Consider the following 24,200-nt stretch of genomic DNA (forward strand, 5'->3'; position numbering starts at 1 on the left):
AATGGAAACGGACACTTCAATGAGAGACAATAGATGTTGTCGAATCTAGGAGTGGTTATGAATCAGAAGCGAGTTTATAAAACTTACACCAAAGAATTTAAACAAGAAGCGGTCGCGCTTGTCACTGAACAAGGTTATAGCGTTGCTGAAGCGGCGCAAGCGCTAGGCGTTAATCCAAACTTGCTTTACAAGTGGAAAGACAAGCTTGAAGCGCAAACCAATGGTGCGGCCTTAAGCGATAATGAGCGTGAAGAACTCAAAAAGCTGCGAGCTGAAAACAAGCGGCTTCGAATGGAAAAAGACATTTTAAAAAAGGCCTCAGCCTTCTTCGCCCGAGAAATGCACTAGGATTTGAGTTTATCCATACGTTGGCGCAAGAAGGCTACTCGGTTAAATTAAGCTGTAAGGTGATGAGTTTTAGCCGCTCCGGCTATTACGATTGGATCAAGCGTCCCAAGGCTATTATTACCGAAGAACAACTGCGACTGTATCGGCGAGCTAAAGCCCTTTTTATAGCCAGTCGAAACAGTCTCGGTTCACGAGAACTGATGAAGCGATTACGTAAAGAAGGCTTTAAGGTTGGGCGCCACAAAGTCATCAAGTTAATGGAAATCTTAAACCTAAAGGTTGAACAGCGTGTTGCATTCAAAGTCACCACAAAACGGGACCCAAGCCACGCTGTGGCAGATAACCTTGTGAACATGGACTTTAACCCCACAGGCATGAATCAAGTGTGGGCCGGTGATATCACCTATTTAAAAACCGCACAGGGTTGGCTATACCTGAGCGTGGTGATGGACTTGTACTCACGCCGGATTATCGGTTGGTCAATCAGCCCGCGCATGACCACCGAACTCGTGCTTGAGTCGCTCAAGCAAGCCTACTGGCTTAGAAAGCCGCCCAAAGGGGTGATCTTCCATAGTGATCGTGGATCACAATACACCAGTGACGCATTTAGAGCGCAGCTGAAACAATTCAAAATCCGAGCCTCAATGGGCGATGTTGGCGCGTGTTGGGATAATGCCGTGGTTGAAAGGTTCTTTGGCAGTTTAAAGCATGACTGGCTGCTCAAAGTACATCAACCTAACCATGAGCATATGATTGACGATGTGAAAGCGTATATGCGTTATTACAACTTAGAAAGGCTTCATACAAGCAATGGTGACATGAGTCCTATTGAATATGAAAATTATAAACGTGATGTGTCCGAAATTGCTTGACCAGTACAAAGAGATGTTTCTGAACAGTGTTGTGGGTATTGAACGTTTAGCATAATTGAAACTCCTTTTATTTGTTTCAACTAACTAAACGATGATTTGTTTTCAAAATTAACAAAATAACTTAAAAAACAATTTTTATAATGCTAACTCGAAAGTGAATTGATTGATCTAGCCACCAGAAAAGCTATTTAAACACTTTAAACTCACTTTTATATTTATCAAAATACTCCCACTTCAAGCTTTTATCTGGGTACATTACACTCCAGTCATAGACGCGTCTTTTGTAGATTATTTGTATGGCACTTTTATACCTCCAGATTCCTTCTTCTAAATAGCGACCGGAGAATTCTGCTTTGTAAATATTTCTTTTTCGATCAAAGATAGAGGTGAATTCATCAAGAATTCCACCACTAGCTTCAAAGGATTTTTTTAGTGACCAATCCAACATCCCTTTGATTTTTTGATTATAAGCACCGACATCCTTGTCCTGCTCAAACTCTCTATACCTTAAAATATATACCGCTTTGTTCGGCACATCTCCAGCAGCAAACATTCTCAAACCAGGCACATACTTTTGATAGCCTGAAAGATCATATTCTTTCGGCAAGCTAGGGAATGTTGCTTGCACCGAATTGTTCAATAAAGTAAATGTTGGATAATTTGAAGCCCATACACTGCATGAGAGAACGCTTAAGAATAGTATCCATAACAATTTAATTTTCATCGTGACCACCTCTTGGCAAATTAGAGTGCGCCACTTTTCTCCAGCTGAATTTGGCTAGCCAGAAACCAACCAATAAGACGATGATCCAAATATTACTCAGTAATAAAAACCCCGCTTCTGAAACGTCAGATTTTACTAAAACAACTTGAATCGCATTTTTTAGTACAGCACTTAAAGTGGCAAAAAACCAAAACACTATAATAGCTGTTACAGCTGCAAATACTTTTCTCATAACAATACCTTCTGCACTTTCCTTAAAGTAGCGAATTTAAAATCGATATAATCATTACGCATGGTCATGCTTAATCACTCTAAAAGTTAGATTAAACCTAGCCTCTTTAACTTTCTTACGAGGGGGAACAGAGTGCTCCCAGAAATGCTGTAAAGCGCCCCCCATAATGAGCAATGTTCCATGTTTTAGAGGAATGGACATCTTTTGAGATTTATCTTTTGTTCTGATTACAAAATCTCTAGATGCACCAAAGTTTAATGATGCTATGACAGGATTTTGTCCCAATTCTGACTCTGCATCTGTATGCCAACCAATATGATCAAAACCATCTCTATACCAGTTCATCAAAACACTATTAAATTTGACGTCTGTTATCGACTCAATTCTTTCTTTGAGATAAAGCAATCCCTTATTCCAAACATTTGGTTCTAGATGGATTCCAGAGTAGGTATAACTTTTGTCTGTATCACCGTACCAGGCTGAATAACGTGGAAGATACATCTCTTTTCCATACATATTAATTTTGTCATGCTGCCAGTTAATGTTTTTGAACTTCACCTTTGACAGCGCATCTTTATCTAAAGAATGCCAGTCCACCGATTGCCAATCATTTGAATCATTCTCTAAAAAATACTCGACACTTCGGTCACTGATATTTTTTTCTATAAAAGCTTCTGCATAAAATAAATAACCATTGGGCACGTATATTTCAAACCCCTTTAAATCAGCTATAACCATCTTCATCTGGTAGTTCTATAGGGGGTTGATGCATGCCATCTATTTCTAAATCCTCAAACAAGTCTTTCATTACGCCACCTTCTTAAATACTCTATGAATTCGGCTCCAACGACCAATGTCTGAATCATCAACTGAAATAATCCCATCACCACCAATTAGGTCTTGGAATTTTTCTAATTTTTCACCATTTAATGGACTTACGCACACAAAATAATTTACGCCATTGAGATTAGAGTTAATCTTTTTAGCTAGACTTTTCAAATCAAAATGTCTGTCGCCCATATCAAAATGTTTGAGAATAGATGCACCTTTACAGACTCTTCTTTTACAGATAAATCGCTTAGTAACAAACTATCTAAGTCTTTATTAATTGAATTAATTTCAGAGCAGTCTTTAAGGAATTCTTTTGCACGCTTCAAGGCCTTGAACTGGTCTAATGGAAACGGACACTTCAATGAGAGACAATAGATGTTGTCGAATCTAGGAGTGGTTATGAATCAGAAGCGAGTTTATAAAACTTACACCAAAGAATTTAAACAAGAAGCGGTCGCGCTTGTCACTGAACAAGGTTATAGCGTTGCTGAAGCGGCGCAAGCGCTAGGCGTTAATCCAAACTTGCTTTACAAGTGGAAAGACAAGCTTGAAGCGCAAACCAATGGTGCGGCCTTAAGCGATAATGAGCGTGAAGAACTCAAAAAGCTGCGAGCTGAAAACAAGCGGCTTCGAATGGAAAAAGACATTTTAAAAAAGGCCTCAGCCTTCTTCGCCCGAGAAATGCACTAGGATTTGAGTTTATCCATACGTTGGCGCAAGAAGGCTACTCGGTTAAATTAAGCTGTAAGGTGATGAGTTTTAGCCGCTCCGGCTATTACGATTGGATCAAGCGTCCCAAGGCTATTATTACCGAAGAACAACTGCGACTGTATCGGCGAGCTAAAGCCCTTTTTATAGCCAGTCGAAACAGTCTCGGTTCACGAGAACTGATGAAGCGATTACGTAAAGAAGGCTTTAAGGTTGGGCGCCACAAAGTCATCAAGTTAATGGAAATCTTAAACCTAAAGGTTGAACAGCGTGTTGCATTCAAAGTCACCACAAAACGGGACCCAAGCCACGCTGTGGCAGATAACCTTGTGAACATGGACTTTAACCCCACAGGCATGAATCAAGTGTGGGCCGGTGATATCACCTATTTAAAAACCGCACAGGGTTGGCTATACCTGAGCGTGGTGATGGACTTGTACTCACGCCGGATTATCGGTTGGTCAATCAGCCCGCGCATGACCACCGAACTCGTGCTTGAGTCGCTCAAGCAAGCCTACTGGCTTAGAAAGCCGCCCAAAGGGGTGATCTTCCATAGTGATCGTGGATCACAATACACCAGTGACGCATTTAGAGCGCAGCTGAAACAATTCAAAATCCGAGCCTCAATGGGCGATGTTGGCGCGTGTTGGGATAATGCCGTGGTTGAAAGGTTCTTTGGCAGTTTAAAGCATGACTGGCTGCTCAAAGTACATCAACCTAACCATGAGCATATGATTGACGATGTGAAAGCGTATATGCGTTATTACAACTTAGAAAGGCTTCATACAAGCAATGGTGACATGAGTCCTATTGAATATGAAAATTATAAACGTGATGTGTCCGAAATTGCTTGACCAGTACACACCTTAGGCAAGTATGATTAGCTGAATGTCCGCATATAACACAAACACCTTCATCATAGATATATGATGAAGAGGACCAGCATGAAGGACAATCACAATAAGGAATTTCACCTCCATCAGTAACAGCTAGGTATGTCTCAGGATAATAATATTCGGAAATAGCGGCAGGTATTATCTCTTCCGGAGTATATCGTGCATGACAAGAACGGCACATATATTCTGTTTCTATCGAATGGGTAGAATTATCAATCGGTTCGATTAAATCTGAACCGCAATCTTGGCATTTGAATTCTTTTAGTGCCAATAACAAACTCGGACTCTCATAAGTCAAAGTCTCCATTACTTCATTACAAGCATTTTTTTCTGCCTCATACACCTCTTTCGTTTCAATTAAAACAGCCCATGTTTCTACGCCTAGCAACTCCTGAGGGTCGCTATCTAAATAATTCCTTACAAAATCATTTATGACAATAAATGTATCTGATATGAGTTTACGGATAGAATCAATTTGATTTTGGGTATAGTAGTGTTCAATTTCATTTCTATATTGTTGAATATCACTAACTCTCTTCCAATCAACACCTATTTCTAATGACGTCAGTCGTTCCTGAATTTTATGGAGGTCTACAGTTTTTGAACCCTTACCTACCCACTTTATCCCTTCTGGAGTTTTAATAGGGCTAATTCTCTCCTTGATTAACGCCTCATCTGTATCATCTTCACTGAGTTGAGCTAATTTATGTTTGAATAAAAGGAGAATGCCGGAATATAAATTTCTTGCACATGAAAGAGTTATTCTGGAAGGGTTATCAGACTGAAAATCTTCTAGTCCTAGTTTTATAGAAGAAATTGCGTTATCCAATATACTCATCACTAATAGCCTTTTGTCCCATAGAAATTGCTCCGAACGGCATAACCCCAGTTTCTTGTATTTTAAGTTTAAATCACTTTTCTAGTTCTTTGGTTGCATACATATTGGCAATCTTAACCATTTCCGGCTCGCCACCTGGTAAAAGGTCCGCTTTCTTCAAAATGTAAGCCGGGAACTTGGTCCTCAAATATATTTGTTTAAACCACGCCCTAAATTCAGGAAGCGCTTGATCTGGGTAAGCATTAGGAGTCTGAGGATTACTTGTTGCCTGAGGGTAATAATCTGGGTAATTGTGTTCATAAGGCATCCTTTCCCCATATTTCGACGCTAGATTGTTCTCTTTCCAATATTTGCCCCAAGCAAGTCCAACGCTTATATCAGGAACAGTCTTATCATTGACTGTCAAATTAGCAGTTATTAAATCAACTATAAGACCAGTAATTTCATTAAAAACTGTAAAATATCCTAATGGAGAACTATCCTTGAGAAGAGACACTCTATCATGATGATACTTCCATTTATCTGATGGCGTATATTCAAGAGCTTCATAAATGAACTTACGCAGTCCAAAAGCCGCAAAACGTCTGTAATTTTCTATGGCGACCGGATTTGGCGTCCTTGATTCAAAAGCATAAAACTCCAAAATAGCCATACAAACAATATCCGGATATGCGTAACTTACTGATCCATCTTTTACTGTCTCGATGTATAGTTGAGGTTCATTGAATCCATTTTTTAACAAATAATCTTTTATAAAAGACATTCTTCCTTTTGTTAAAACCGAATCATCAAAGTGATGCTCCCACTCTTGAGTTATGTCATATAGAACTCTTCTGGAAGTACCTGATATCTGAGACAAACCATTTTGAGTAAGATAAGGAATTCCATTTTCTAAAACCCCCATCTCAATTCCACCTACATCTTTTTCGACTTCAATGCCAAGATCCAAGGGGTGTTGGTGAGAAAGAGGAGGTGCCGGCTCGGAAGAATTAATAGACATTAACTCATTGTTTTTAATAAGCTTAACAGATGCCGGATTACTCGAATTTATTGTAGAATAATTGCTTAAATCAGACTTATCTTTAGACATTACCACCAGCCCTCTAAGTTTACTTTTATACTAAGACTCAATGGTTTGACCAACCATCTCTAGCAAGGCAAAAAGTCAGACTAGCATTGTAAGAAAAAAATGTCTATGTAGATTCTGGCAATTCAAACAGAATTTTAGCTAAATTTTCTCGGTGTGCTTTATATCCATCAAATGGGAGCATAAAAACCCGAATATCTGAGAAATATTGTTTGGACAATAAATTTAATAAACTACTAGATTCAAACACTAACGGAAACACTGGATGTGTTTGTGAGTGCTGATTATAAATATGGACTAATTCTTCAGTAGTTTCTAAATCAGACGGAGAATTGGCACTACACAACTCACTGGGATTAACCTTCGACAACTGATGTTTTTTATCCCATACATGAAAATACTCAGGATCGAGTCCATTGTCTTGAATGTACTTATCAGTTAAATTTCTAACTTCTTGTAGACATATACCGTGATATGAATCATCTGCCCTAATATATTTTTGGCTATAGAAAACCTGTCTTGCTTGATGCCGGTATAAGATTGCATCCAAGTGCATATACTTGGAATCTTTTGGGGTTAACGAAAGGGTGTTATGAGCGCTTTTAATAGCCGATGTATACTTGTAATCATCCAGCCCTTTAATATTGTTATCTTCAATCATCCTTAATAACTCAGATTTTTCAATATTTATCCCATTATCGTCAATCTTAATACAAATTTTGATCGCCTCTTTTAGAGACCATTCTAAAGAAATTAAATTCTTATTAAATACTACCTGTTGATAGTCGTAATACCTTGCTAAAAGCATATGTTCTATTGATTTTTTTGCTTTTATATCAAAACATAGCTTATTTCTCTGAATGCGGGAACTACTGATTAAGTAATCAATATCAACATTACCGAATGGTAGCCCACTAAAATGGGAAGTCCTTTTTAAATAATCTAAACGATCACAATCTAATTCTGAACTAATAACAGGCTTTAAATTTATTTCAGTTTTCGATACATAATTGTCTGAAGCGAAAACAGATGCAACATCATTTGGTGAGAACCCTGCTTCATTTAAAACACTCTTCAATTCGCTGTCATTATTTATTATTAATGAACCAAATGCTTCATGGTCATCTACAATCTCAATATCTCGCCCTTGGATTAGCTTTTGATTTTGTAAATACTCTTCAAAGGCGTGTTCTGTAGCGTGAGAGAAAGGAAAGTGGCCGATATCGTGAAGCAACGCCGCTAGCCTATATTTTTGCTGCTCATTAACATCAAGTTTGTATGGATGATCAGTTCCAGGACTAAGCTCTACGTGATCAATACAGGCGTTTTGTTCTATTGCGTTTAAGAATTTCCCTGCATTACGAAGTGCACCAATTGAATGAGAGAACCTAGAATAGTTGGCTCCTGGAAATACTAAGTGAGCCAACCCGAGCTGTTTTACATTTTGAAGTCTTTGAAAAGCAGAAGTTGAGATTATTTTATACTCAATTTCTGATATTTGTACTGAGCCATACACAGGATCAAATATGGTTCTCATGCTTTAGATAAGACCTTGTTCCTGTAGCACTTCCGCAGCTTTGTCTCTAATTTCTTCTGAAATATGATCTTTAACTTCTGCCACAACAGCTTTTGCTTGCCCAATAGTTTTATTTGATTTGGTAACTAGAAAAGCTATAGAAGCTAAAGCTTCAAGCCAATCACCTTTATGTTCTTCCTTTTGATATTCTAGCAACTCTCTCACATGAGCAATTCTTTCTTTCACATTTTCTGCAAAGTCAACATTCTCGTAATCACCAAGATCAGTAAATCGATAATAATCAGATGCTAAATCAGGACTATATGGCCCTCTCACATACCAGTTGTAACGATACCCAAGATCCACTCCTAATAATTGTGCTAGAAACACTGCTTTCTGAAGAATTAACCTTTTATCTACGCCAGACATACCTTCTTCTGAAACTGTCGGATTAATTCCTAGCTCTTCATACAGTTGTTTTAGAATTACCACACTATCATTCATTGGTTCGGCTCCATCTAATTAGTTGCGCATTCTAATAGAATTCACACCATATATCTATACTCTATTTTTTATCAAAGATAATCTCAGCTTATCAAGCAATATCTCTTTTACAAGGAAATATTTTCTACTTTTTTCTGATTATGATATCATTTACAGAAAAAAATAGAATTTATAAATGATTAATATATTCGTTGCTGACTTAAACAAGTTCCTAAAAGAAAGTGGGAAAAGCAGCTCATTTTTAGCTAAGGCGGTTGGTGTTTCTCCTTCCAGAATTACTGATTGGAAAAACGGTTCTATACAAAGATACTCTGAAAAGCCAAAACTTGCTCATGAAATAATACGAAACTACCAAAAACAAAATGCTTCATTACCAAAAGAAATTGAAGATGTGATTAGGGACTTATTGCACTCAACAAACAACCAAGAACACTTAATCAACTTACTAAACTCTCTAAAACCATTTGTAAATCCTAAAGAAACATCACAAAATACAAACATAGACACAGGTAAAGACACATGAGTTCAAAAATTGAATGGACAGAAGAAACGTGGAATCCCATTACTGGTTGCGATAAGGTTTCTGATGGCTGTAAACATTGCTATGCGGAAGCTATGGCGAGACGATTAAAGGCGATGAACACTCCTGGTTATGAAAATGGCTTTGAAATCAGCATCCTTGAAAATCGCTTAGAACAACCTCTAAAAAAGAAAAAGCCCACAAAATATTTCGTGAATTCAATGAGTGATCTGTTTCACGAAAAGGTTCCTTTTGAATTTATTGATAAAGTATTTGATGTAATTAACAAAACTCCTCATCATATATATCAAATTCTGACCAAGCGTTCTGCACGAATGGCTAAGTATTTCGAAACCCGAATCCCTCCAGAAAACGCATGGATTGGAGTAACGGTCGAAAACAAAAAACAGGGACTTAGACGTATTGATCACTTAAGAACTATCAATGCAACCATTCGCTTTTTATCTGTAGAGCCTCTCCTCGAAGACCTTGGTAAGATAAACTTGAAAAATATAGACTGGGTGATTGTTGGGGGCGAATCTGGTCCAAAAGCTCGACCAATGAAACCCGAATGGGCTGAAAACATTCAAGAACAATGTGAAATTGCTGATGTAAGTTTTTTCTTCAAACAGTGGGGAGGCTGGGGAGCTGACGGAAAGAAACGCTCCAAAAAAGACAATGGACGTTTGCTCAAAGGTCGTACATGGGATGACATGCCACAATACGATTCATTAAAAGGAATTTCAGTTACAACACAATAAAAAATGGCTAAAACAGAATACGATTGGGATATTCATAACCCACCAATAATAAAACCTCATAGCATTTCTAAGCATGAAACTTTGAAAGAGTACCTTATCAGATTTGCCAAAGCTCTTTCTCCTAGCCCTGCTCAAGAAAGGTTAAACATTGATATCATCGATGGCTTTAGTGGAGGAGGTCTATATCAAACGGAGTCCGGAGAGCTTCATTTAGGGTCGCCCTTACTCATTCTTGAAACATTAAAAGAGGCGGAAGCAATACTTAATTGTGAAAGAGAAAAAGATTTCAAAATTGTAGGTAAACGAATATTTATCGACCCCTCTCCTGAAGCAAATCAACAGCTACGGTATTACCTTGATCAATTCGGATACGACTATAAAACACATAATTCAAACATCCAAATAATCCAAAATGATTTTAAATCAGTACTCCCCTCAATACTGCAAAAATATACTGCAAACAAACAGCAACGAAACAAGGTTATATTTTTGTTAGACCAGTATGGATATAAACACGCAACAATCACTGAAATTCAACAAATTTTCTCAACATTAGGCTCAAGAGCAGAGATCATCCTTACTTTTGCTACAGATAAACTAATTAATTTTTTAAGTATGGATGAAAGAATCCAGAAGGTTATAAAATCCGTACGACTTGAACATGTGCTTACACAAGAAGTTATAGAAGAATTCAGGGATGCTTCAGCTACTTACAGAAAAATTCATAGAATCGCCATTCAATACCTGATTGCTCGAGATATCATTATGCAATCAGGAGCTCGTTGGAGTAACGTCTTATTTATTAGATCACGAGAAAGCGCAAATGGTGCTTATTTATACCTTCATCTTTCAAATAATTTTAGAGCTCGAGATGAAATGAATAGCGTTATTTGGGAAACAAAGAATGGCTTTGTGCAAGATGCAGGTTCAGGCACAAAAATGTTTGAGTACGACCCTATCAACGATGTTCAATCTGGTTTTGAATTTGAGTTTAACTGCAAAGATGAAGAGGCTGTTCACCAGACATTGATCGAAGACCTCTTAAAGTATCTTAGAAACAATACAACACTGCAAAAAACTTTTTCTTCACTACTAGAGGAACAGATTGGAACTTCTACGCCTGCTGGAAGAAATCATTTTGCAAAAGCTCTTGCAGAGCTTAAAGATTCGCAAGAAATTAATATACTAACGCCGAAAGGAAGAAGTAGAAAAGAATCGACTAACATTGATAACGAAGACATTATCAAACTCTCCAAACAAACTCGCTTTTATTTTTAAGCCCTACAAAATCAATACAATTGAAGCCCCACTAAAACCTTATAGATATCTATCACCACTCTGCACTCTTCTAACTTACCCACACCTTTTCCAAAGCGTACAAATACACCTTCAACATTCACCCGTGCCTCTTATATAGTGCAGCAAAAACATCTTCTGAATTGCCACTAAAGTTCTAGAAACTTCTCAGCTAAGTTCAGTTTTGAATACGAACAAGCTAGTTTTTGACCAAATCTATTTAGCTAGAGAATCTGTGAATGCAATGGAGATTGCACTTCATTTAAATCCATTTCTTATATTATTGACTAATTTTTCAGGTAGCAAATAGGTAGCAAACTGACTATACAAAGTGATACATTTAGATACATCAGCATGCAAAAAAAAAACAAACACGCCCAGTAGAGACTAAAGTTAAGACGTTGTTTTTATAGTTTTTTTTGAATATACAAGAATATTCTCGTATATTCTTGTATAAGATCAGTTTTAAATGGGGTGGCGGGGGTCGTAGGTTCAAATCCTACTGTCCCGACCAATTGAATCTTTTCTAAAGCTTATCAATTACGCATTGCCATCGGCAAAATGCGCATCCAAGCCTTCACAGATTAAATGATTTAAAAACGTATGCGCTTCTTGAATACGCGCAGTTTGTTGGGAATGGATAGGAAAACAATAATCAGCGGTTTCCGATAGCGGTGAAACCTTGCTTCCAATCAAAGCAATCGTCAAACAGCCCTTTTCTTGAGCCACTTCCATCGCCTTTAGGACATTCGCACTGGTACCGGAGGTACTCATACCAATTACAACATCACCCGGTTGAGCAAGTGCTTCAACTTGACGGGAGAAGATCGTTTCAAATTCAAAGTCATTGGAGTGTGCGGTCAATAAAGAGCTATCGGTTGTCAAAGCGATGGAGGCCAACGGCTGACGATTGATGACATAACGTACCATCAGTTCCGCTGCCATGTGTTGTGCTTCTGCCGCACTACCACCATTACCCATCCATAGTACTTTGGCGCCCGATTCCAACGCCGCAATCATCTTTTGTACCACTTCCTGCAATAGGTCACCGGACTTCAGTACTGATTCAATCGCTTTTTGATGCTCTTGATAGGCGGCTTCGATATTCATGCAATTCCTTTTTGAGACGTTAATCTTCTTGAATTTTTTCGACAAGCTTGGTGGTTGAATACCCTTCCCAAAAAGAAAGCACCGCAACCTCTCCACCATTTTCCCAAACACACTTTGAACCTGCAATATCTTCAGGGCGATAATCTCCCCCTTTGACTAGAACATCGGGTTTCAGAAAACAGATCAGATTTTCCGGCGTATCTTCATCAAATGGTACCACCCAGTCCACACAACTCAACGCAGATAAAAGCTCCATACGACTATCCAGTGGAACAATCGGACGCGATTCGCCCTTCAGGCGTTTGACAGAATCATCTGAGTTAACGGCAACAATGAGGCGGTTACCTTGTTTAGCGGCTTCATTCAAATAACGGACATGCCCGCTATGCAAGATATCAAAACAACCATTGGTCATAACAACACGCTCACCTTTCTCTTGAGAAAGCTCGACCAAGGACTTAACCTCTTCGGCACTCATGGCGACATAGCCCTGGTAGCGCATTGCAACGTTCAATTGCTCATCCAATTCTGCCTTGGTGACGGTTGAAGTGCCAACTTTTCTCACAACGATACTGGCCGCTTCATTCGCCAGTTGCATAGCTTTTTTCAGCCCTAATCCACTGGCGAATGCGGTTGCAAGTGCCGCCATGACAGTATCACCTGCACCCGTAACATCAAACACTTCCTGAGCTTTAGATTTTAATAGGAAAGGCTTGTTATCGGTCTCAACCAATGCCATCCCATTTTCACTACGCGTCACCAATAGCGCATCCAACCCAAGAGTCTTAATCAGCTCTTCCGCCTTGGCAATCAAATCCGTCGTATCCACGCACTCTCCAACAATCTGCTCGAATTCATGTTGATTCGGTTTAATTAAAGTCGCGCCATGATAGCGCGCAAAATCCAACCCTTTAGGATCAACCAAAACAGGGACTTGGGCTTGCTTTGCTTTTGCAATGATCTGTTCAACAAATTGCAACGTACCTTTGGCGTAATCAGAAATGACCAGAACATCAAAGTTAGAAACCTCGGCTGCCACTTTTTCTACAATACCTTGCGCTGTCGTTTCTGGAATGGCATTTTCAAAGTCCATACGAATCAACTGCTGATGGTGGCTCAGCACTCTCAACTTACAAATCGTACCGCTCTCGGAGCTCACCCACACGGGTCGAACGCCGGCATCAGAAACCACTTGCGTTAACTGATCGCCAAACGCGTCATTGCCGACGGTTCCAATCAAGGTCACTTGAGCGCCCAATGCTGCAATGTTCATCGCAACGTTAGCTGCGCCACCGGCACGTACTTCATCTTTATTGACTTTAACAACCGGAACTGGGGCTTCAGGTGAGATACGTCGCGCGGAACCAGACCAATATTGGTCTAACATCACATCTCCGACGACTAGAATTTTGGCATTAGAAAAATCGTGCATAAACAGCTCTAGAACAATGGATTTAATTGAATTCGATTTTCATTCATTCCATGATTGGATTAGAATACGGTAATTTCAAATTTTAACGACTGACTATTCTATCATAGGCTGGCACAATCGTTAGCAAACCAGTAACCATAAAAACATGATTCATTTTTCGCACAAAAAATCTATTTTTCCTGCCTTAATGGCAGCTTTTCTTTCACTAGGAATTTCGACACCCGCAAAGGCTTTAGATAATAGTTCATTCATGAATTTGGCGATTTGGAGCGGGATTGCCTCTTTAGGTTTTGCTTGTTATCAAGGTCAAGCACCTTGCTCTTTACACCCTGACATCAATACCGATAAGACCACTGTTTCTCTGGACGGTGGCGCGGATGACAGTGTGAAGCAGACACGTATTGGTTTAGGCGCCGACTGGAACAAACCCTTATATGACAGTGATCGGTTCAGCATTAATGGTCGTTGGGAAGTCAGTGCGAATGAATGGCACTCAACTCGTAAGAACCCAAAAAACAAAAGTGGCTGGATTATTGGGCTTACGCCTATTTTCCACTACAACTGGAAATTGAGCGGGTTGACCCCATATATTGAAGCAGGCGCCGGCCCTCATTTTATCTCGGACATCACAATAGAAAATGAATACAAATCTACCCAATTCCAGTTTGGTGATATTCTAGGCATCGGCTTCACAACCAAACACTTTGAAATAGGTTATCGTTATTTACATATTTCTAATGCTAATATAGAACTACCTAACCCGGGTACAGACTTTCATAACCTTCATATCGGTTATAAGTTCTAGTCAATCAGGAGTTATTTAACGGACATTATGGATACAATCGCCATTGCCAAACGCGTCTTCCAAATTGAAGCGGACGCCATCAAACACCTTGAAACCTTGTTAGACGAGCAGTTCGATGGCTCAGTGAAAGCTATTCTTGCCGCCAAAGGCCGTGTCGTCATCTGCGGCATGGGAAAATCCGGCTTGATCGGTAAAAAAATCATGGCCACACTTGCCAGCACAGGAACGCCATGCTTTTTCATGCACCCGGGTGAAGCCTTTCACGGTGACTTGGGCATGGTGACACCAAATGATGTCTTTATTGCGCTTTCAAATTCCGGGGAAACAGAGGAAGTTATCAAACTGCTACCTTTCCTGAAAGACAATGGTAATGTCATTATCTCAATTACTGGCAAACCCGAATCAACGCTGGCGCAAAACTCCCACTTCCACCTTAATATCGCTGTACCACAGGAAGCTTGCCCACTTCAATTGGCACCGACTTCATCTACCACAGCGACTTTAGTCATGGGCGATGCACTTGCCGTGGCACTGATGGAATCGAGAAACTTCCAGCCGCATGACTTTGCCCGCTTCCATCCAGGCGGAAGTCTTGGTCGTAAGCTTTTAACTCGCGTCCGTCATGAAATGAAATCGGAAAACCTTCCTTTCGTAAAAGGGTCAGATGACATCAAAACCGTCATTCAAACCATGACAGAAGGTCGTTTGGGGTTATGCATTGTGGATAATGGCAAAGGTATTATCACAGATGGTGATTTGCGACGCCACATGGAAGCCGATTTGATTGGCTTGATGGAAAAAACTGCTGCCGACATCATGAACCTGAATCCGAAAACCATTGAAGCTGACGCCCGCTTATCCGATGCTGAAGACGTAATGAACCAAAATAAGATTACATCTCTTTTGGTCAAAGAAAACGATCAGGTTGCAGGTGTCATTCAAATTTACGACTTAAACCCTCATTAAAGCTCTCTGTCGATTATGAATGCTCTGCTTTATCGTCTATTACTTTGGTTGGCCTTCCCGCTTGTGCTCTACAAAGCCGCCAAACGATGCCGCAAAGCCGAGCAAACCAGAGATGAACAAACCCCAAGTATTCCTCACTGCCTGTCCGCGCGCTTTGGATTCAACCCAACCCCATTCAAGCAAAACGGTATTTGGGTTCATGCAGTATCGGTAGGCGAAACCCGATCGATTTTTCCACTGCTAAAATCTCTTAAAGAAACTTACCCTGAACTACCGATCACCCTGACAAGTGGTTCAACACAGGGGGCAATTCAAGCTTTGAAATTTGCACCTGTCGAGCTGCAGCATCAAATGATTCCTTACGACTATCCTTTTGCCGTTAACCGCTTTTTAAATCAGGTTCAGCCAAAGCTGGTCATCATGATTGAAACGGAAATTTGGCCAAACCTCTACCAGGCTTGCGCCAACAGAAACATTCCTTTGATCTTGGCCAATGCACGTCTCAAAAATAAGTCCTTTCAGGCCTATCTGAAATACGGCGGATCACTTGTCAAAAATGCCTTGAATCAAACACATCTCATCGCAGCGCAGTTCGAACAAGACAAAAACAACCTCGAAGCCTTAGGCACAGATACCGCAAAAATCAAAGTGCTAGGAAACCTCAAATTTGATATTGAAGTACCGAATGATTTAGTTGAAAAAGCCAAGTATTGGCGTTGGGAAAGCCAAGCTGAGCAACGCTTCATTTGGGTAGCCGCCAGCACACACAAACATGAAGAGGAGTTGATGCTACAAGCACATCAAGCCCTGTTAAAACATCAACCAGATGCTTTACTGATTCTGGTACCACGTCACACCGACCGCTTTGCGGAAGTCGCGCAACTTCTTGAGCCCTCCACCGCAGCCATACGCTCCAAGAATGAAACTGTCACAGAGAGCACACAAGTGTACTTGGCAGATACCATTGGTGAACTAATGCTTTGGTTTCAAGTATCGAACGTTTCGTTTATTGGCGGTAGCCTTGTCAACTTTGGTGGGCATAATATCTTGGAACCTGCTGCACTTAAGAAGCCTGTGCTGTCCGGCCAGTACCACAAAAACCTTCAAGCTCTTTATGATTCATTCAAGCAGGACGATGCGGTCATCATTTCAAACGATGCCGAAGAACTTGGGCAACAACTGATTGCCTTAGCCGAAAACGAATCTCAAAGAAATGAAGCTGCGGAAAAAGCTTACGAATGTTTCAAAAAACAGACAGGCGCGTTACAACGCCTAATGGATGAAGTCCACCAAGTTTTGAGATAATTCCCCCAACCTGGTAGATTTTTGTCTGGCAAAGCTGCCTAAATCACTTTAGAAAAACGATTTTGTACTTCCGGCTTCATATAAGCATCAAACACCATACAGATGTTACGAATCAACAAACGTCCTGCTGGCGTCACGAAAATGTCTTTATCCGTTAACTGAATCAATCCATCTTCCACCATCGGCTTCAGTGCCTGCAATTCTTTTGCGAAATATTCTTCGAAATGAATACCCCAATGCTGATCAACCTTGTCGAAGTTCAAGTGGAAGTGACAAATCAAACGGGTAATCACATCACGACGCAACTCATCATCTTCTGTTAGGTGTACGCCTCTGAAGGTTGCCAGATGCCCTGCATCAATCGCCTGATAATATTCATCCAAGCCTTTATAGTTTTGCGCATAGGTGTTGTCGATCAAAGAGATGGATGTCGCCCCCATTCCAATCAAGTCGCATTCGGCATGCGTCGAATAGCCTTGGAAGTTACGGTATAGCGTTTCATTACGCTGTGCAATCGCCAACTCATCATCAGGCTTAGCAAAGTGATCCATACCGATATAGACATACCCTGCTTCCAACAGACGGTTAGTGGTGGCATGCAAGATCGCCAACTTCTCATCCGGAGAAGGCATATCCGCTTCATTCATTTTTTTCTGCGTTGGGAAAAGGCTCGGCATGTGCGCATAGTTAAAGATGGAAAAACGATCTGGCTCTGCTTCCAGTACACGATCCAACGTGCGCATGAATCCAGCTTCTGTCTGGAACGGCAGACCGTAAATCAAATCGACATTCACCGACATGAAGCCAGCTTCACGAGCACCTTCCAACACAGCAAACGTTTGCTCTTGTGTTTGAATACGATTAACCGCCTTCTGCACCTTTTCATCAAAATCCTGCACCCCAAGACTCATGCGATTAAAGCCCAAACGACGCAATAGCTTTACTGACTCTTTACTGGCTTCGCGCGGATCGATTTCTATCGAGTATTCACCGGTGTCATCATCATGCAGGTTAAAGAAACGTCTTGTGGTTTCCATCAGTTCAGACATTTCATCCATATTGATGAAAGTAGGTGTGCCACCGCCCCAATGCAGTTGATCGACTTTTCTACTTGGGTCGAACAGCTTTGATTGCATCTCGATTTCTTTATACAAACGTTGCAGATAAGGCGTGGTTTTTGAGCGGTCTCTCGTCCAGACTTTATTACAGGCACAGAAGAAACAAACGGTATCGCAGAATGGAATATGGAAATACAAGGATAGGTTTCTGCCAGAAACATTGCTGCGCTCAGCGGCCGCTTCATAGTCGGCAATACCGAAATCACTTTCAAACTGAAGCGCCGTCGGATAGGACGTGTATCTTGGTCCAGTTTGGTTGTAGCGTTTTATTAATTCTTCATCAAATCGGATAGTTTGTTCCACAACATTTCCCTTGATTTATTTCTTCAGACACAGGATTGGCGCACATTATCGCTCACCCGAGCGCAGAAGAAATCATTAATTTCTTTAAAATGATCTAGGTCAATAAACTAGCACCAAACGTCATCCGCATCCTCTTCCAGATCCTGGCTTTGGCTCCCCGACCTACCTTCCTGAGCAGGATGTTTAATAACATCCAATACCGTATATTTGACTGATGCTTTTGGAGAACTCTCAGCCAAATGCAGTTGGTGCATGAGTGCTTCCATGACATCATTCGTCGGTAAACTCAACCCTGCCCAATAGCTCAAAGCACCGCATGGAATATCAATTTTCACCGAACGACCATCTTCTAAAACCACATGGTCATGCTCAATGGAGTTAAACACCCGGTTGGCAAAAATGTGCGCGCCCTCGGTTTCTTTACCCAGCGACAAAATCACGAAAACCTGTTGTTCTTCTACATAGAACAACATATCTTCGGTTCTTGCCAGCAACTTAATCGCTTGAGCGATATGATCGAGAGCAACACGAGATTCTTTGTAATCTCCAAGCCCGACAACAATCAAATCCAGCCAGAAGTCATGCCTTTTTGCAAAGGCACAGGTTCGCTCCATCTCGATTTCCAGTAAATTGCCGTTCAAAAAACCTTTAAGCGCATCGTCATTGACATTACTCACCAGTTCTCTCTCAAGAATATCCAGTAGCGTATCCATAACAATTTGAGAGTTGCGCTCCATTTCATTCAACAATGCGATAATGTCTTTAGAACGACTATTTCTTGATGCATCCACCGCCATAACCCCAAGCAAGTGAACTTTTTCATGGGCTTGGATAAATTGACGAATTTCCCTTTCTGGAATCTTCGTTTTCCCGTCGGCTTCAAGCCACTCTGCCACTCTGGATTTCAAATGGTCGGGGTCAAACGCTTGAAGGTCAGCATTTCTGCCCAGCGCCAACTCAAATGCCAACTCTTTCCACGCTTGATGTTGAAAACACACATCAAACACATCCTCTGCTGCAGGATGCGCCAAGAGGTCGTAAAAGTTTCTCAAACGTCGAATTTCATTGGTTGAGCGCTGTTTGATTTGCTCCAATGACGAGGATAGGTCGTAGACCAGACGCACCGTCAATGCGCCAATTTGACAGAAGTTAGACAAGGCAGCGCCCAATGCTGGGCTGTCTAAGTCATCAGAATATTTTAGAAGTTCAGCGCGGACGAAATCCAAAAGCCTCAGCGCTTTATTTTGACTAAGTCCACTGTCTAACCAAAAGATGGCTTGCTTATAAAACAAGGCGTAAAAGTCGTCATGAAGTACATCAGAAAAGAGATTAGGATAAAAACCTTCTATCAATAACGCATGGTCTTCTTGTGTTATTTCCAGTTGTTTTTTCCATCGCGGCAAAGCCGTATTGAAGTCCGAAGCTCTCTCGGATAATTGCGCCTTAAAGACTTCCATTTCCAGCTTATCCAAAAAAGACAAATGCTGTTCTGGGATTTCATGAAATAGCTGAAACATGACTTTTTACCGCCCTATTGCCGTGAAAAAATCCAAGCTTGATGTATTTTAGGGTTACGCTTAAAGTCTTGCGGCATAGTAGATTGCGTAATGTCTTCAATATGCCACATTGCATCAAAAGCGGATCGTTCCAATTTAAACTTACGCAAATTGTTCGAGAAAATCAGCTTGCCACTTTGACTCAGTAATTTCAAGGTTTTTTCTAATATATCAACATGATCGCGTTGAATATCGAGCGTTCCTTCCATTCGTTTAGAAGTCGAAAAGGAGGGTGGATCGATAAAGATCACATCGTAAGTTTGACTCGGTTTTTCAGCTTCTTTATCCAACCATTCAAGGACGTTTTCCTGCAACAGCACATGACGCTTTTCATCAATGCCATTACACATAAAGTTATGCGTCGCCCAATAAAGATAGGTTTTGGACATATCGATACTTAAGCTGGATTTACAACCCGCAACCGCTGCTTCAGTGGTAGCCGTTGCGGTATAGCAAAACAAGTTCAACAGACTTTTGCCATGACTCAGTTCTGCCACTTTCTGGCGCACGGTACGGTGATCCAAAAACAAACCAGTATCAAGGTAATCGGTGAAATTGACGCGGATTTTTGCCTGATTTTCCGTGATGGTATAGTAGCGTTTTTGCTCATCCATACGTTCATACTGGGCACTGCCTTTTTGTCGCTCCCGAACTTTAAAATGGATATCGTTTGGATCAATATCAAATACTTCTGGCAGCACCGACATGGCTTCATAAAGGCGTTTTTTTGCCTTTGCAGGATTCACCGTTTTCGGTGGTGCGTATTCCGCCACTACCAAATGTCGACCCGATTCTTCGGTTTCATAAACGTCTATTGCCAACGCATACTCAGGAATATCCGCATCATAGACACGGTAGGCTTGGATATCTTCCTTCTTTAACCATGGCTTTAAACCTTTAAGGTTTTTCTTGATACGGTTGGCAATCATCACCGCATTTTCAGAAGCCGATAATTCAGGGAAATGTCTTTGAACTTGTGTTGCTAAATCTGTGCTGATTTCCAGCGCTGGCTCACGGAACCAGGTTTCTTCAACATCAAAACGGAACAAGCGACACGGCATGGCGCCGTTAAAGAAATCATGAGATCGCTTGGCTTTGATACCGATATACAAACCGAGTTCAGAATGACACGTTAGTACAGAAGCCTGCCAACCGACAAATTCGGCTTTTAGATATTGACCCAATGCCTGATAGATCTGCTTAACAGTTTCTTCGTCTCCCAGACGTTCACCATAAGGCGGGTTGCTGACGATCAAGCCCGATTGCCAATCCCCCCACCGTCGACCTTGCTCCACAGACATTTGTTTGATTTCAATCACATCATCGTAGCCCGCAGCCATAACCGCTTCACGTGCTATGTCCAACGAGCGGTGAGACAAATCGGAGCCATAAATATTCGGCAGGTTTTGTAAACCATCTGCTTCTCGCGTTTCAGCCTCGGTAACCAGTGTCTGCCATAAAGACGAATCATGACCCTTCCAACGGGTCAATAACATGCGCTCCGCTTTGAACAATCCCGGCGCACAATCAGAAGCCATCATCGCGGCCTCAACCAAAAAGGTTCCTGAACCGCACATAGGGTCATACAAACAACCACCAGACTTAGCGATTTCCGGCCATTGGCTACGCATCAATATTGCAGCAGCAACGTTCTCTTTCAATGGCGCTGTAACTTGCTGACCTTCACGATAACCGCGTTGGTGTAATGAGTAACCAATCAAGTCGATACTTAACGTCAGCTCATTGCGATTCAAGTGGGCATGGATACGTAAATCTGGGTTTTCAGTATCTACCACTGGGCGTTGATGACCACGATTTTGGAAGAAATCGACAATGCCATCTTTGACTTTTAGGGCACCATAATGACTATGGGTAATCCCCATGCCTTGCCCGGAAAAAGAAACGGCGAAGGTTCCATTTGCCACTAAGTGCTTACGCCAATCGATTGTTGCAACCTGCTCAGTTAAATCCTCCTGATTATCCAGCTTGGTTTGCAAAATGACTTTATATACGCGATTCGCCAAACGAGACCACAGGCACGTGCGATAACCAACTTCCAGGCTCCCTTCAAAGGTTACGCCCGTCGGTTGAACTTTTGGACTGTCTGCCCCAAAAGACAACAACTCTTCTCTTAGTAGTTCGGAAAGGCCTTTAGGGGAGGTAGCAAAAAAACGACACATGAAAATATTCTCGGAAAATAAGCTTTATTTTACTGCATTCGGACTGTCCTCTTAGTAAAATAAAACGTTCATACAAAGAATAAAACCTATAACACTAACCACTTTGGACGCATGACTTTGGGCACAAAACACTCTCGACTAACATCGCTTGCACTGAGAACCCTACTCAGTTTTTTTGCGGTACTATTTATACTACAACCAGCTACTGCCAGCACTTACACGCCACCACCAACGCAAAACGAAGCTGACTTCCAAAAGTGGGTGACTGACTTTAAAAAGCAAGCACTCAAGCAGGGTATTTCGCAGAAAACATTAAATATTGCCTTCAAAGACGTCCATTTAAATTTACGTGTATTGGAGTTAGATAGAAGACAGCCTGAGTTCGCCCAAACTTTTTGGCAATACTTCAATCGTGCCGTCACTAGCTGGCGTATCGTGAAAGGAAAATTCTTCCTTCAGAAATACCACTCCGAACTCTCAGAAGTCACTAAGAAATACGGCGTACCTGAACGCTTTCTGGTTGCCTTCTGGGGCATGGAAACCAATTTCGGTGGCTATACCGGTAATACACCGATTATCGAATCTTTAGCGACGCTATCCTACGATGACCGTCGTTCCAACTTTTTCACCAAAGAGTTGATTAGCGCTTTAGAAATTCTCGACCAAGGCAATGTGACTGTCGACGAAATGAAAGGCTCTTGGGCTGGTGCCATGGGACAATGTCAGTTCATGCCCAGTAACTACCTTAAATACGCGGTTGATGGCGACAATTCCGGTACGAAAGATCTATGGAACAGCTTGCCTGATGTCTTCAACTCCATGGGGAACTTCCTAGAAAAACTTGGCTGGCAACGCGGTGAAAACTGGGGGAGAGAAGTTGCGCTACCTAAAGGCTTTGACCTAACTCTTGCAGATGGCAAAACCAAACACCCTCTTGCTTACTGGCAAAAGCTTGGAATAAAACTTGCCGATGGCCGTGCTCTGCCTAATGAAGTCATGGACGCTGCACTTGTCTTGCCTTATGACTATCGCGGACCTGCATTCTTGGTTTATGACAACTATTTCGTCATCAAGCGCTGGAACAACTCTGACAGTTATGCGCTTGCCGTCGCGCATTTGGCTGATCGCCTCGTCGGACGCCCTGGGCTCACCAAAACACAACCAAAAGATGATCGCTCGCTTTCACATCAGCAAATCATCGAGCTACAGGATCGACTAAAACGCGATCACTATGACATTAGGGTTCTGGACGGCATTATTGGCGGAAAAACACGCCAGGCAGTTCGCAATTATCAGATCAACAACAACCTACCACCGGATGGTTACCCTTCCTATCGTATGCTGGAAATCCTGAGAAAGAATCAGGGAGAATAATTAAGCGTTTTTCCCTGTCGGGGGATAACGCTTTTTATAAGCTTATTTTCGAATTTAACCTATTGAATTAAAAAGGTTAAAATAGGCATTAACGAGATTTAATGCTTTAACGATAAATAACAAGAATTGGTCACAAATGACATCCATGCCATCTTTCGACACATCCACTATTGATACAGACATACGTTCGTCCAACCGAACGTCTGCCGCTTATCCAAGCGCCTATCAGTTCTGGAAGTTGATGTGCAAACTCACCAAACTTAATAATGAGGAAGTAAAGCAAAAGCGCTCTTCTGCCCTCAAAGCATCAGATACACAGCCTTAAAACAAAAAAATCTGCCAGGTTGGGAGAGTGTCATTACCCCCCCAACCTGGCAGATTTTCACAAAGAAAACGCGTTAAAGAATCTTGTTATTCAGTTTCTTTTGGCTTCTTAGAAAAGAACTCTGACCAGAGAAGAACAACCGCACCAATTGAAATAGCGATATCAGCGACATTGAACGTCGCATAGTGCCAAAGCCCGATATAGAAATCGACAAAGTCGGTCACTCTGCCTTCAATCAAACGATCAATCACATTACCCTGCGCGCCGCTTAATACCAAATTGATACCCACGACTTCCAAGGTCCATTTGCTTGGCAAACGTTTTAACCAGAAGATAAGCACCAAACTCACAGCCACCGCTAAAGCAGAAAACAACCAACGTTGCCAGCCGCCCATATCCGCTAAGAAGCTGAATGCCGCACCTTCGTTATACACCAACGTGAAATTCAAATGCGGCAATACCGCAACCGGCACGCCAAACTCCAGCGCGCTATTCGCCCAGTATTTGGTGAGTTGATCCAACACAATTATCAACAGCGCCAGCCACAAAGTGACTAGTCCGGTTGATCGCCATCCATTCATTGCGTTTGTCAA

The 24,200-nt window shown here is 41.4% G+C and carries 24 protein-coding genes; 10 read left to right on the top strand and 14 right to left on the bottom strand.

What is annotated here, in order from left to right; genetic code table 11:
• The first annotated feature begins 57 nt into the window (after positions 1-57).
• A protein-coding gene (locus tag HVMH_RS09510; protein ID WP_155988733.1) for an IS3 family transposase occupies positions 58-1,220 on the top strand; the annotation gives its coding sequence in 2 pieces (ribosomal slippage) (positions 58-322 and positions 322-1,220; 1,164 coding nt in all).
• Positions 1,221-1,404: 184 nt separating this feature from the next.
• Here the strand turns inward: HVMH_RS09510 and HVMH_RS09515 are convergent.
• The 4 genes from HVMH_RS09515 to HVMH_RS09530 all read right to left on the bottom strand — a co-directional run bounded on the left by HVMH_RS09515 (position 1,405) and on the right by HVMH_RS09530 (position 3,196).
• The gene (locus HVMH_RS09515) at positions 1,405-1,944 is read right to left on the bottom strand and encodes a hypothetical protein (protein WP_029912833.1); all 540 of its coding nucleotides are present in this window, start codon (positions 1,942-1,944) and stop codon (positions 1,405-1,407) included.
• Complete coding sequence (locus tag HVMH_RS09520; RefSeq protein WP_029912831.1) at positions 1,934-2,176, bottom strand: hypothetical protein; 243 nt, start codon at positions 2,174-2,176, stop codon at positions 1,934-1,936. Before HVMH_RS09520 ends, HVMH_RS09515 begins: the two co-directional genes overlap by 11 nt.
• Before the next feature lie 54 nt (positions 2,177-2,230).
• Positions 2,231-2,920, bottom strand: a complete 690-nt coding sequence (locus tag HVMH_RS09525; protein ID WP_155837701.1) for an alpha-ketoglutarate-dependent dioxygenase AlkB family protein — start codon at positions 2,918-2,920, stop codon at positions 2,231-2,233.
• Positions 2,921-2,983: 63 nt separating this feature from the next.
• Positions 2,984-3,196, bottom strand: coding sequence for a hypothetical protein (locus tag HVMH_RS09530; RefSeq protein WP_029912828.1), 213 nt, complete (start codon positions 3,194-3,196; stop codon positions 2,984-2,986).
• Positions 3,197-3,406: 210 nt separating this feature from the next.
• Here HVMH_RS09530 and HVMH_RS09535 point away from each other — a divergent pair.
• A protein-coding gene (locus tag HVMH_RS09535) for an IS3 family transposase (RefSeq protein WP_155988733.1) occupies positions 3,407-4,569 on the top strand; the annotation gives its coding sequence in 2 pieces (ribosomal slippage) (positions 3,407-3,671 and positions 3,671-4,569; 1,164 coding nt in all).
• Here the strand turns inward: HVMH_RS09535 and HVMH_RS09540 are convergent.
• From HVMH_RS09540 to HVMH_RS09555, 4 genes are all read right to left on the bottom strand, one after another.
• Positions 4,523-5,449, bottom strand: coding sequence for a hypothetical protein (locus tag HVMH_RS09540; protein ID WP_051682479.1), 927 nt, complete (start codon positions 5,447-5,449; stop codon positions 4,523-4,525). The two genes, HVMH_RS09535 and HVMH_RS09540, sit on opposite strands and share 47 nt — an antisense overlap.
• Positions 5,450-5,522: 73 nt before the next feature.
• On the bottom strand, positions 5,523-6,539 hold the full coding sequence (locus HVMH_RS09545) for a hypothetical protein (protein ID WP_197942625.1): 1,017 nt from the start codon (positions 6,537-6,539) through the stop codon (positions 5,523-5,525).
• A gap of 103 nt (positions 6,540-6,642) precedes the next feature.
• Complete coding sequence (locus tag HVMH_RS09550) at positions 6,643-8,073, bottom strand: HD domain-containing protein (protein ID WP_029912818.1); 1,431 nt, start codon at positions 8,071-8,073, stop codon at positions 6,643-6,645.
• Positions 8,074-8,076: 3 nt separating this feature from the next.
• The gene (locus tag HVMH_RS09555) at positions 8,077-8,556 is read right to left on the bottom strand and encodes a hypothetical protein (protein WP_051682478.1); all 480 of its coding nucleotides are present in this window, start codon (positions 8,554-8,556) and stop codon (positions 8,077-8,079) included.
• Positions 8,557-8,731: 175 nt separating this feature from the next.
• Here HVMH_RS09555 and HVMH_RS09560 point away from each other — a divergent pair, with 175 nt between their 5' ends.
• The 3 genes from HVMH_RS09560 to tcmP are packed head-to-tail and all read left to right on the top strand — an operon-like array spanning position 8,732 to position 11,115.
• Positions 8,732-9,079, top strand: a complete 348-nt coding sequence (locus tag HVMH_RS09560; protein WP_029912811.1) for a helix-turn-helix domain-containing protein — start codon at positions 8,732-8,734, stop codon at positions 9,077-9,079.
• Positions 9,076-9,837, top strand: coding sequence for a phage Gp37/Gp68 family protein (locus HVMH_RS09565; protein WP_029912808.1), 762 nt, complete (start codon positions 9,076-9,078; stop codon positions 9,835-9,837). The genes HVMH_RS09560 and HVMH_RS09565 overlap by 4 nt, the downstream gene beginning before the upstream one ends.
• Before the next feature lie 3 nt (positions 9,838-9,840).
• A complete protein-coding gene (gene tcmP, locus HVMH_RS09570; RefSeq protein WP_029912805.1) occupies positions 9,841-11,115 on the top strand; it encodes a three-Cys-motif partner protein TcmP in 1,275 nt (424 codons plus the stop codon).
• Positions 11,116-11,673: 558 nt separating this feature from the next.
• On the opposite strand, the gene HVMH_RS09575 is transcribed toward tcmP, so the two are convergent.
• Positions 11,674-12,243 (bottom strand): D-sedoheptulose-7-phosphate isomerase, encoded by a 570-nt coding sequence (locus HVMH_RS09575; protein WP_029912803.1) that lies wholly within the window; start codon positions 12,241-12,243, stop codon positions 11,674-11,676.
• 19 nt (positions 12,244-12,262) lie between these two features.
• Positions 12,263-13,675, bottom strand: coding sequence for a bifunctional D-glycero-beta-D-manno-heptose-7-phosphate kinase/D-glycero-beta-D-manno-heptose 1-phosphate adenylyltransferase HldE (gene hldE / locus HVMH_RS09580; RefSeq protein WP_029912801.1), 1,413 nt, complete (start codon positions 13,673-13,675; stop codon positions 12,263-12,265).
• Positions 13,676-13,925: 250 nt separating this feature from the next.
• Between hldE and HVMH_RS09585 the strand changes: the two genes are divergently transcribed.
• The 3 genes from HVMH_RS09585 to waaA are packed head-to-tail and all read left to right on the top strand — an operon-like array spanning position 13,926 to position 16,751.
• Complete coding sequence (locus HVMH_RS09585) at positions 13,926-14,480, top strand: acyloxyacyl hydrolase (RefSeq protein WP_232087760.1); 555 nt, start codon at positions 13,926-13,928, stop codon at positions 14,478-14,480.
• Positions 14,481-14,507: 27 nt separating this feature from the next.
• Positions 14,508-15,446: a KpsF/GutQ family sugar-phosphate isomerase gene (locus tag HVMH_RS09590; protein WP_029912797.1), complete on the top strand. Its 939-nt coding sequence runs from the start codon at positions 14,508-14,510 to the stop codon at positions 15,444-15,446.
• 15 nt (positions 15,447-15,461) lie between these two features.
• On the top strand, positions 15,462-16,751 hold the full coding sequence (waaA, locus tag HVMH_RS09595; RefSeq protein WP_029912795.1) for a lipid IV(A) 3-deoxy-D-manno-octulosonic acid transferase: 1,290 nt from the start codon (positions 15,462-15,464) through the stop codon (positions 16,749-16,751).
• A 38-nt stretch (positions 16,752-16,789) separates the two neighbouring features.
• Here the strand turns inward: waaA and hemN are convergent, their stop codons facing one another.
• The 3 genes from hemN to rlmKL form a co-directional block, all read right to left on the bottom strand.
• Positions 16,790-18,172, bottom strand: coding sequence for an oxygen-independent coproporphyrinogen III oxidase (gene hemN, locus HVMH_RS09600; protein ID WP_029912791.1), 1,383 nt, complete (start codon positions 18,170-18,172; stop codon positions 16,790-16,792).
• 107 nt (positions 18,173-18,279) lie between these two features.
• Positions 18,280-19,689, bottom strand: coding sequence for a hypothetical protein (locus HVMH_RS09605; protein WP_029912788.1), 1,410 nt, complete (start codon positions 19,687-19,689; stop codon positions 18,280-18,282).
• 14 nt (positions 19,690-19,703) lie between these two features.
• Positions 19,704-21,908: a bifunctional 23S rRNA (guanine(2069)-N(7))-methyltransferase RlmK/23S rRNA (guanine(2445)-N(2))-methyltransferase RlmL gene (gene rlmKL, locus HVMH_RS09610; RefSeq protein ID WP_029912786.1), complete on the bottom strand. Its 2,205-nt coding sequence runs from the start codon at positions 21,906-21,908 to the stop codon at positions 19,704-19,706.
• A gap of 111 nt (positions 21,909-22,019) precedes the next feature.
• Here rlmKL and HVMH_RS09615 point away from each other — a divergent pair, with 111 nt between their 5' ends.
• Together HVMH_RS09615 and HVMH_RS09620 are read left to right on the top strand one after the other, a co-directional pair.
• Entirely contained in the window at positions 22,020-23,282 is a 1,263-nt protein-coding gene (locus tag HVMH_RS09615) for a lytic murein transglycosylase (RefSeq protein WP_051623140.1), read from the top strand.
• Between the two features lie 136 nt (positions 23,283-23,418).
• Positions 23,419-23,607 (top strand): hypothetical protein, encoded by a 189-nt coding sequence (locus HVMH_RS09620; RefSeq protein ID WP_155837699.1) that lies wholly within the window; start codon positions 23,419-23,421, stop codon positions 23,605-23,607.
• Between the two features lie 86 nt (positions 23,608-23,693).
• Here the strand turns inward: HVMH_RS09620 and lspA are convergent, their stop codons facing one another.
• Entirely contained in the window at positions 23,694-24,188 is a 495-nt protein-coding gene (gene lspA, locus HVMH_RS09625; protein WP_029912781.1) for a signal peptidase II, read from the bottom strand.
• Positions 24,189-24,200 lie beyond the last annotated feature (12 nt).

Source organism: Hydrogenovibrio marinus (assembly GCF_013340845.1).
GTDB lineage: Bacteria > Pseudomonadota > Gammaproteobacteria > Thiomicrospirales > Thiomicrospiraceae > Hydrogenovibrio > Hydrogenovibrio marinus.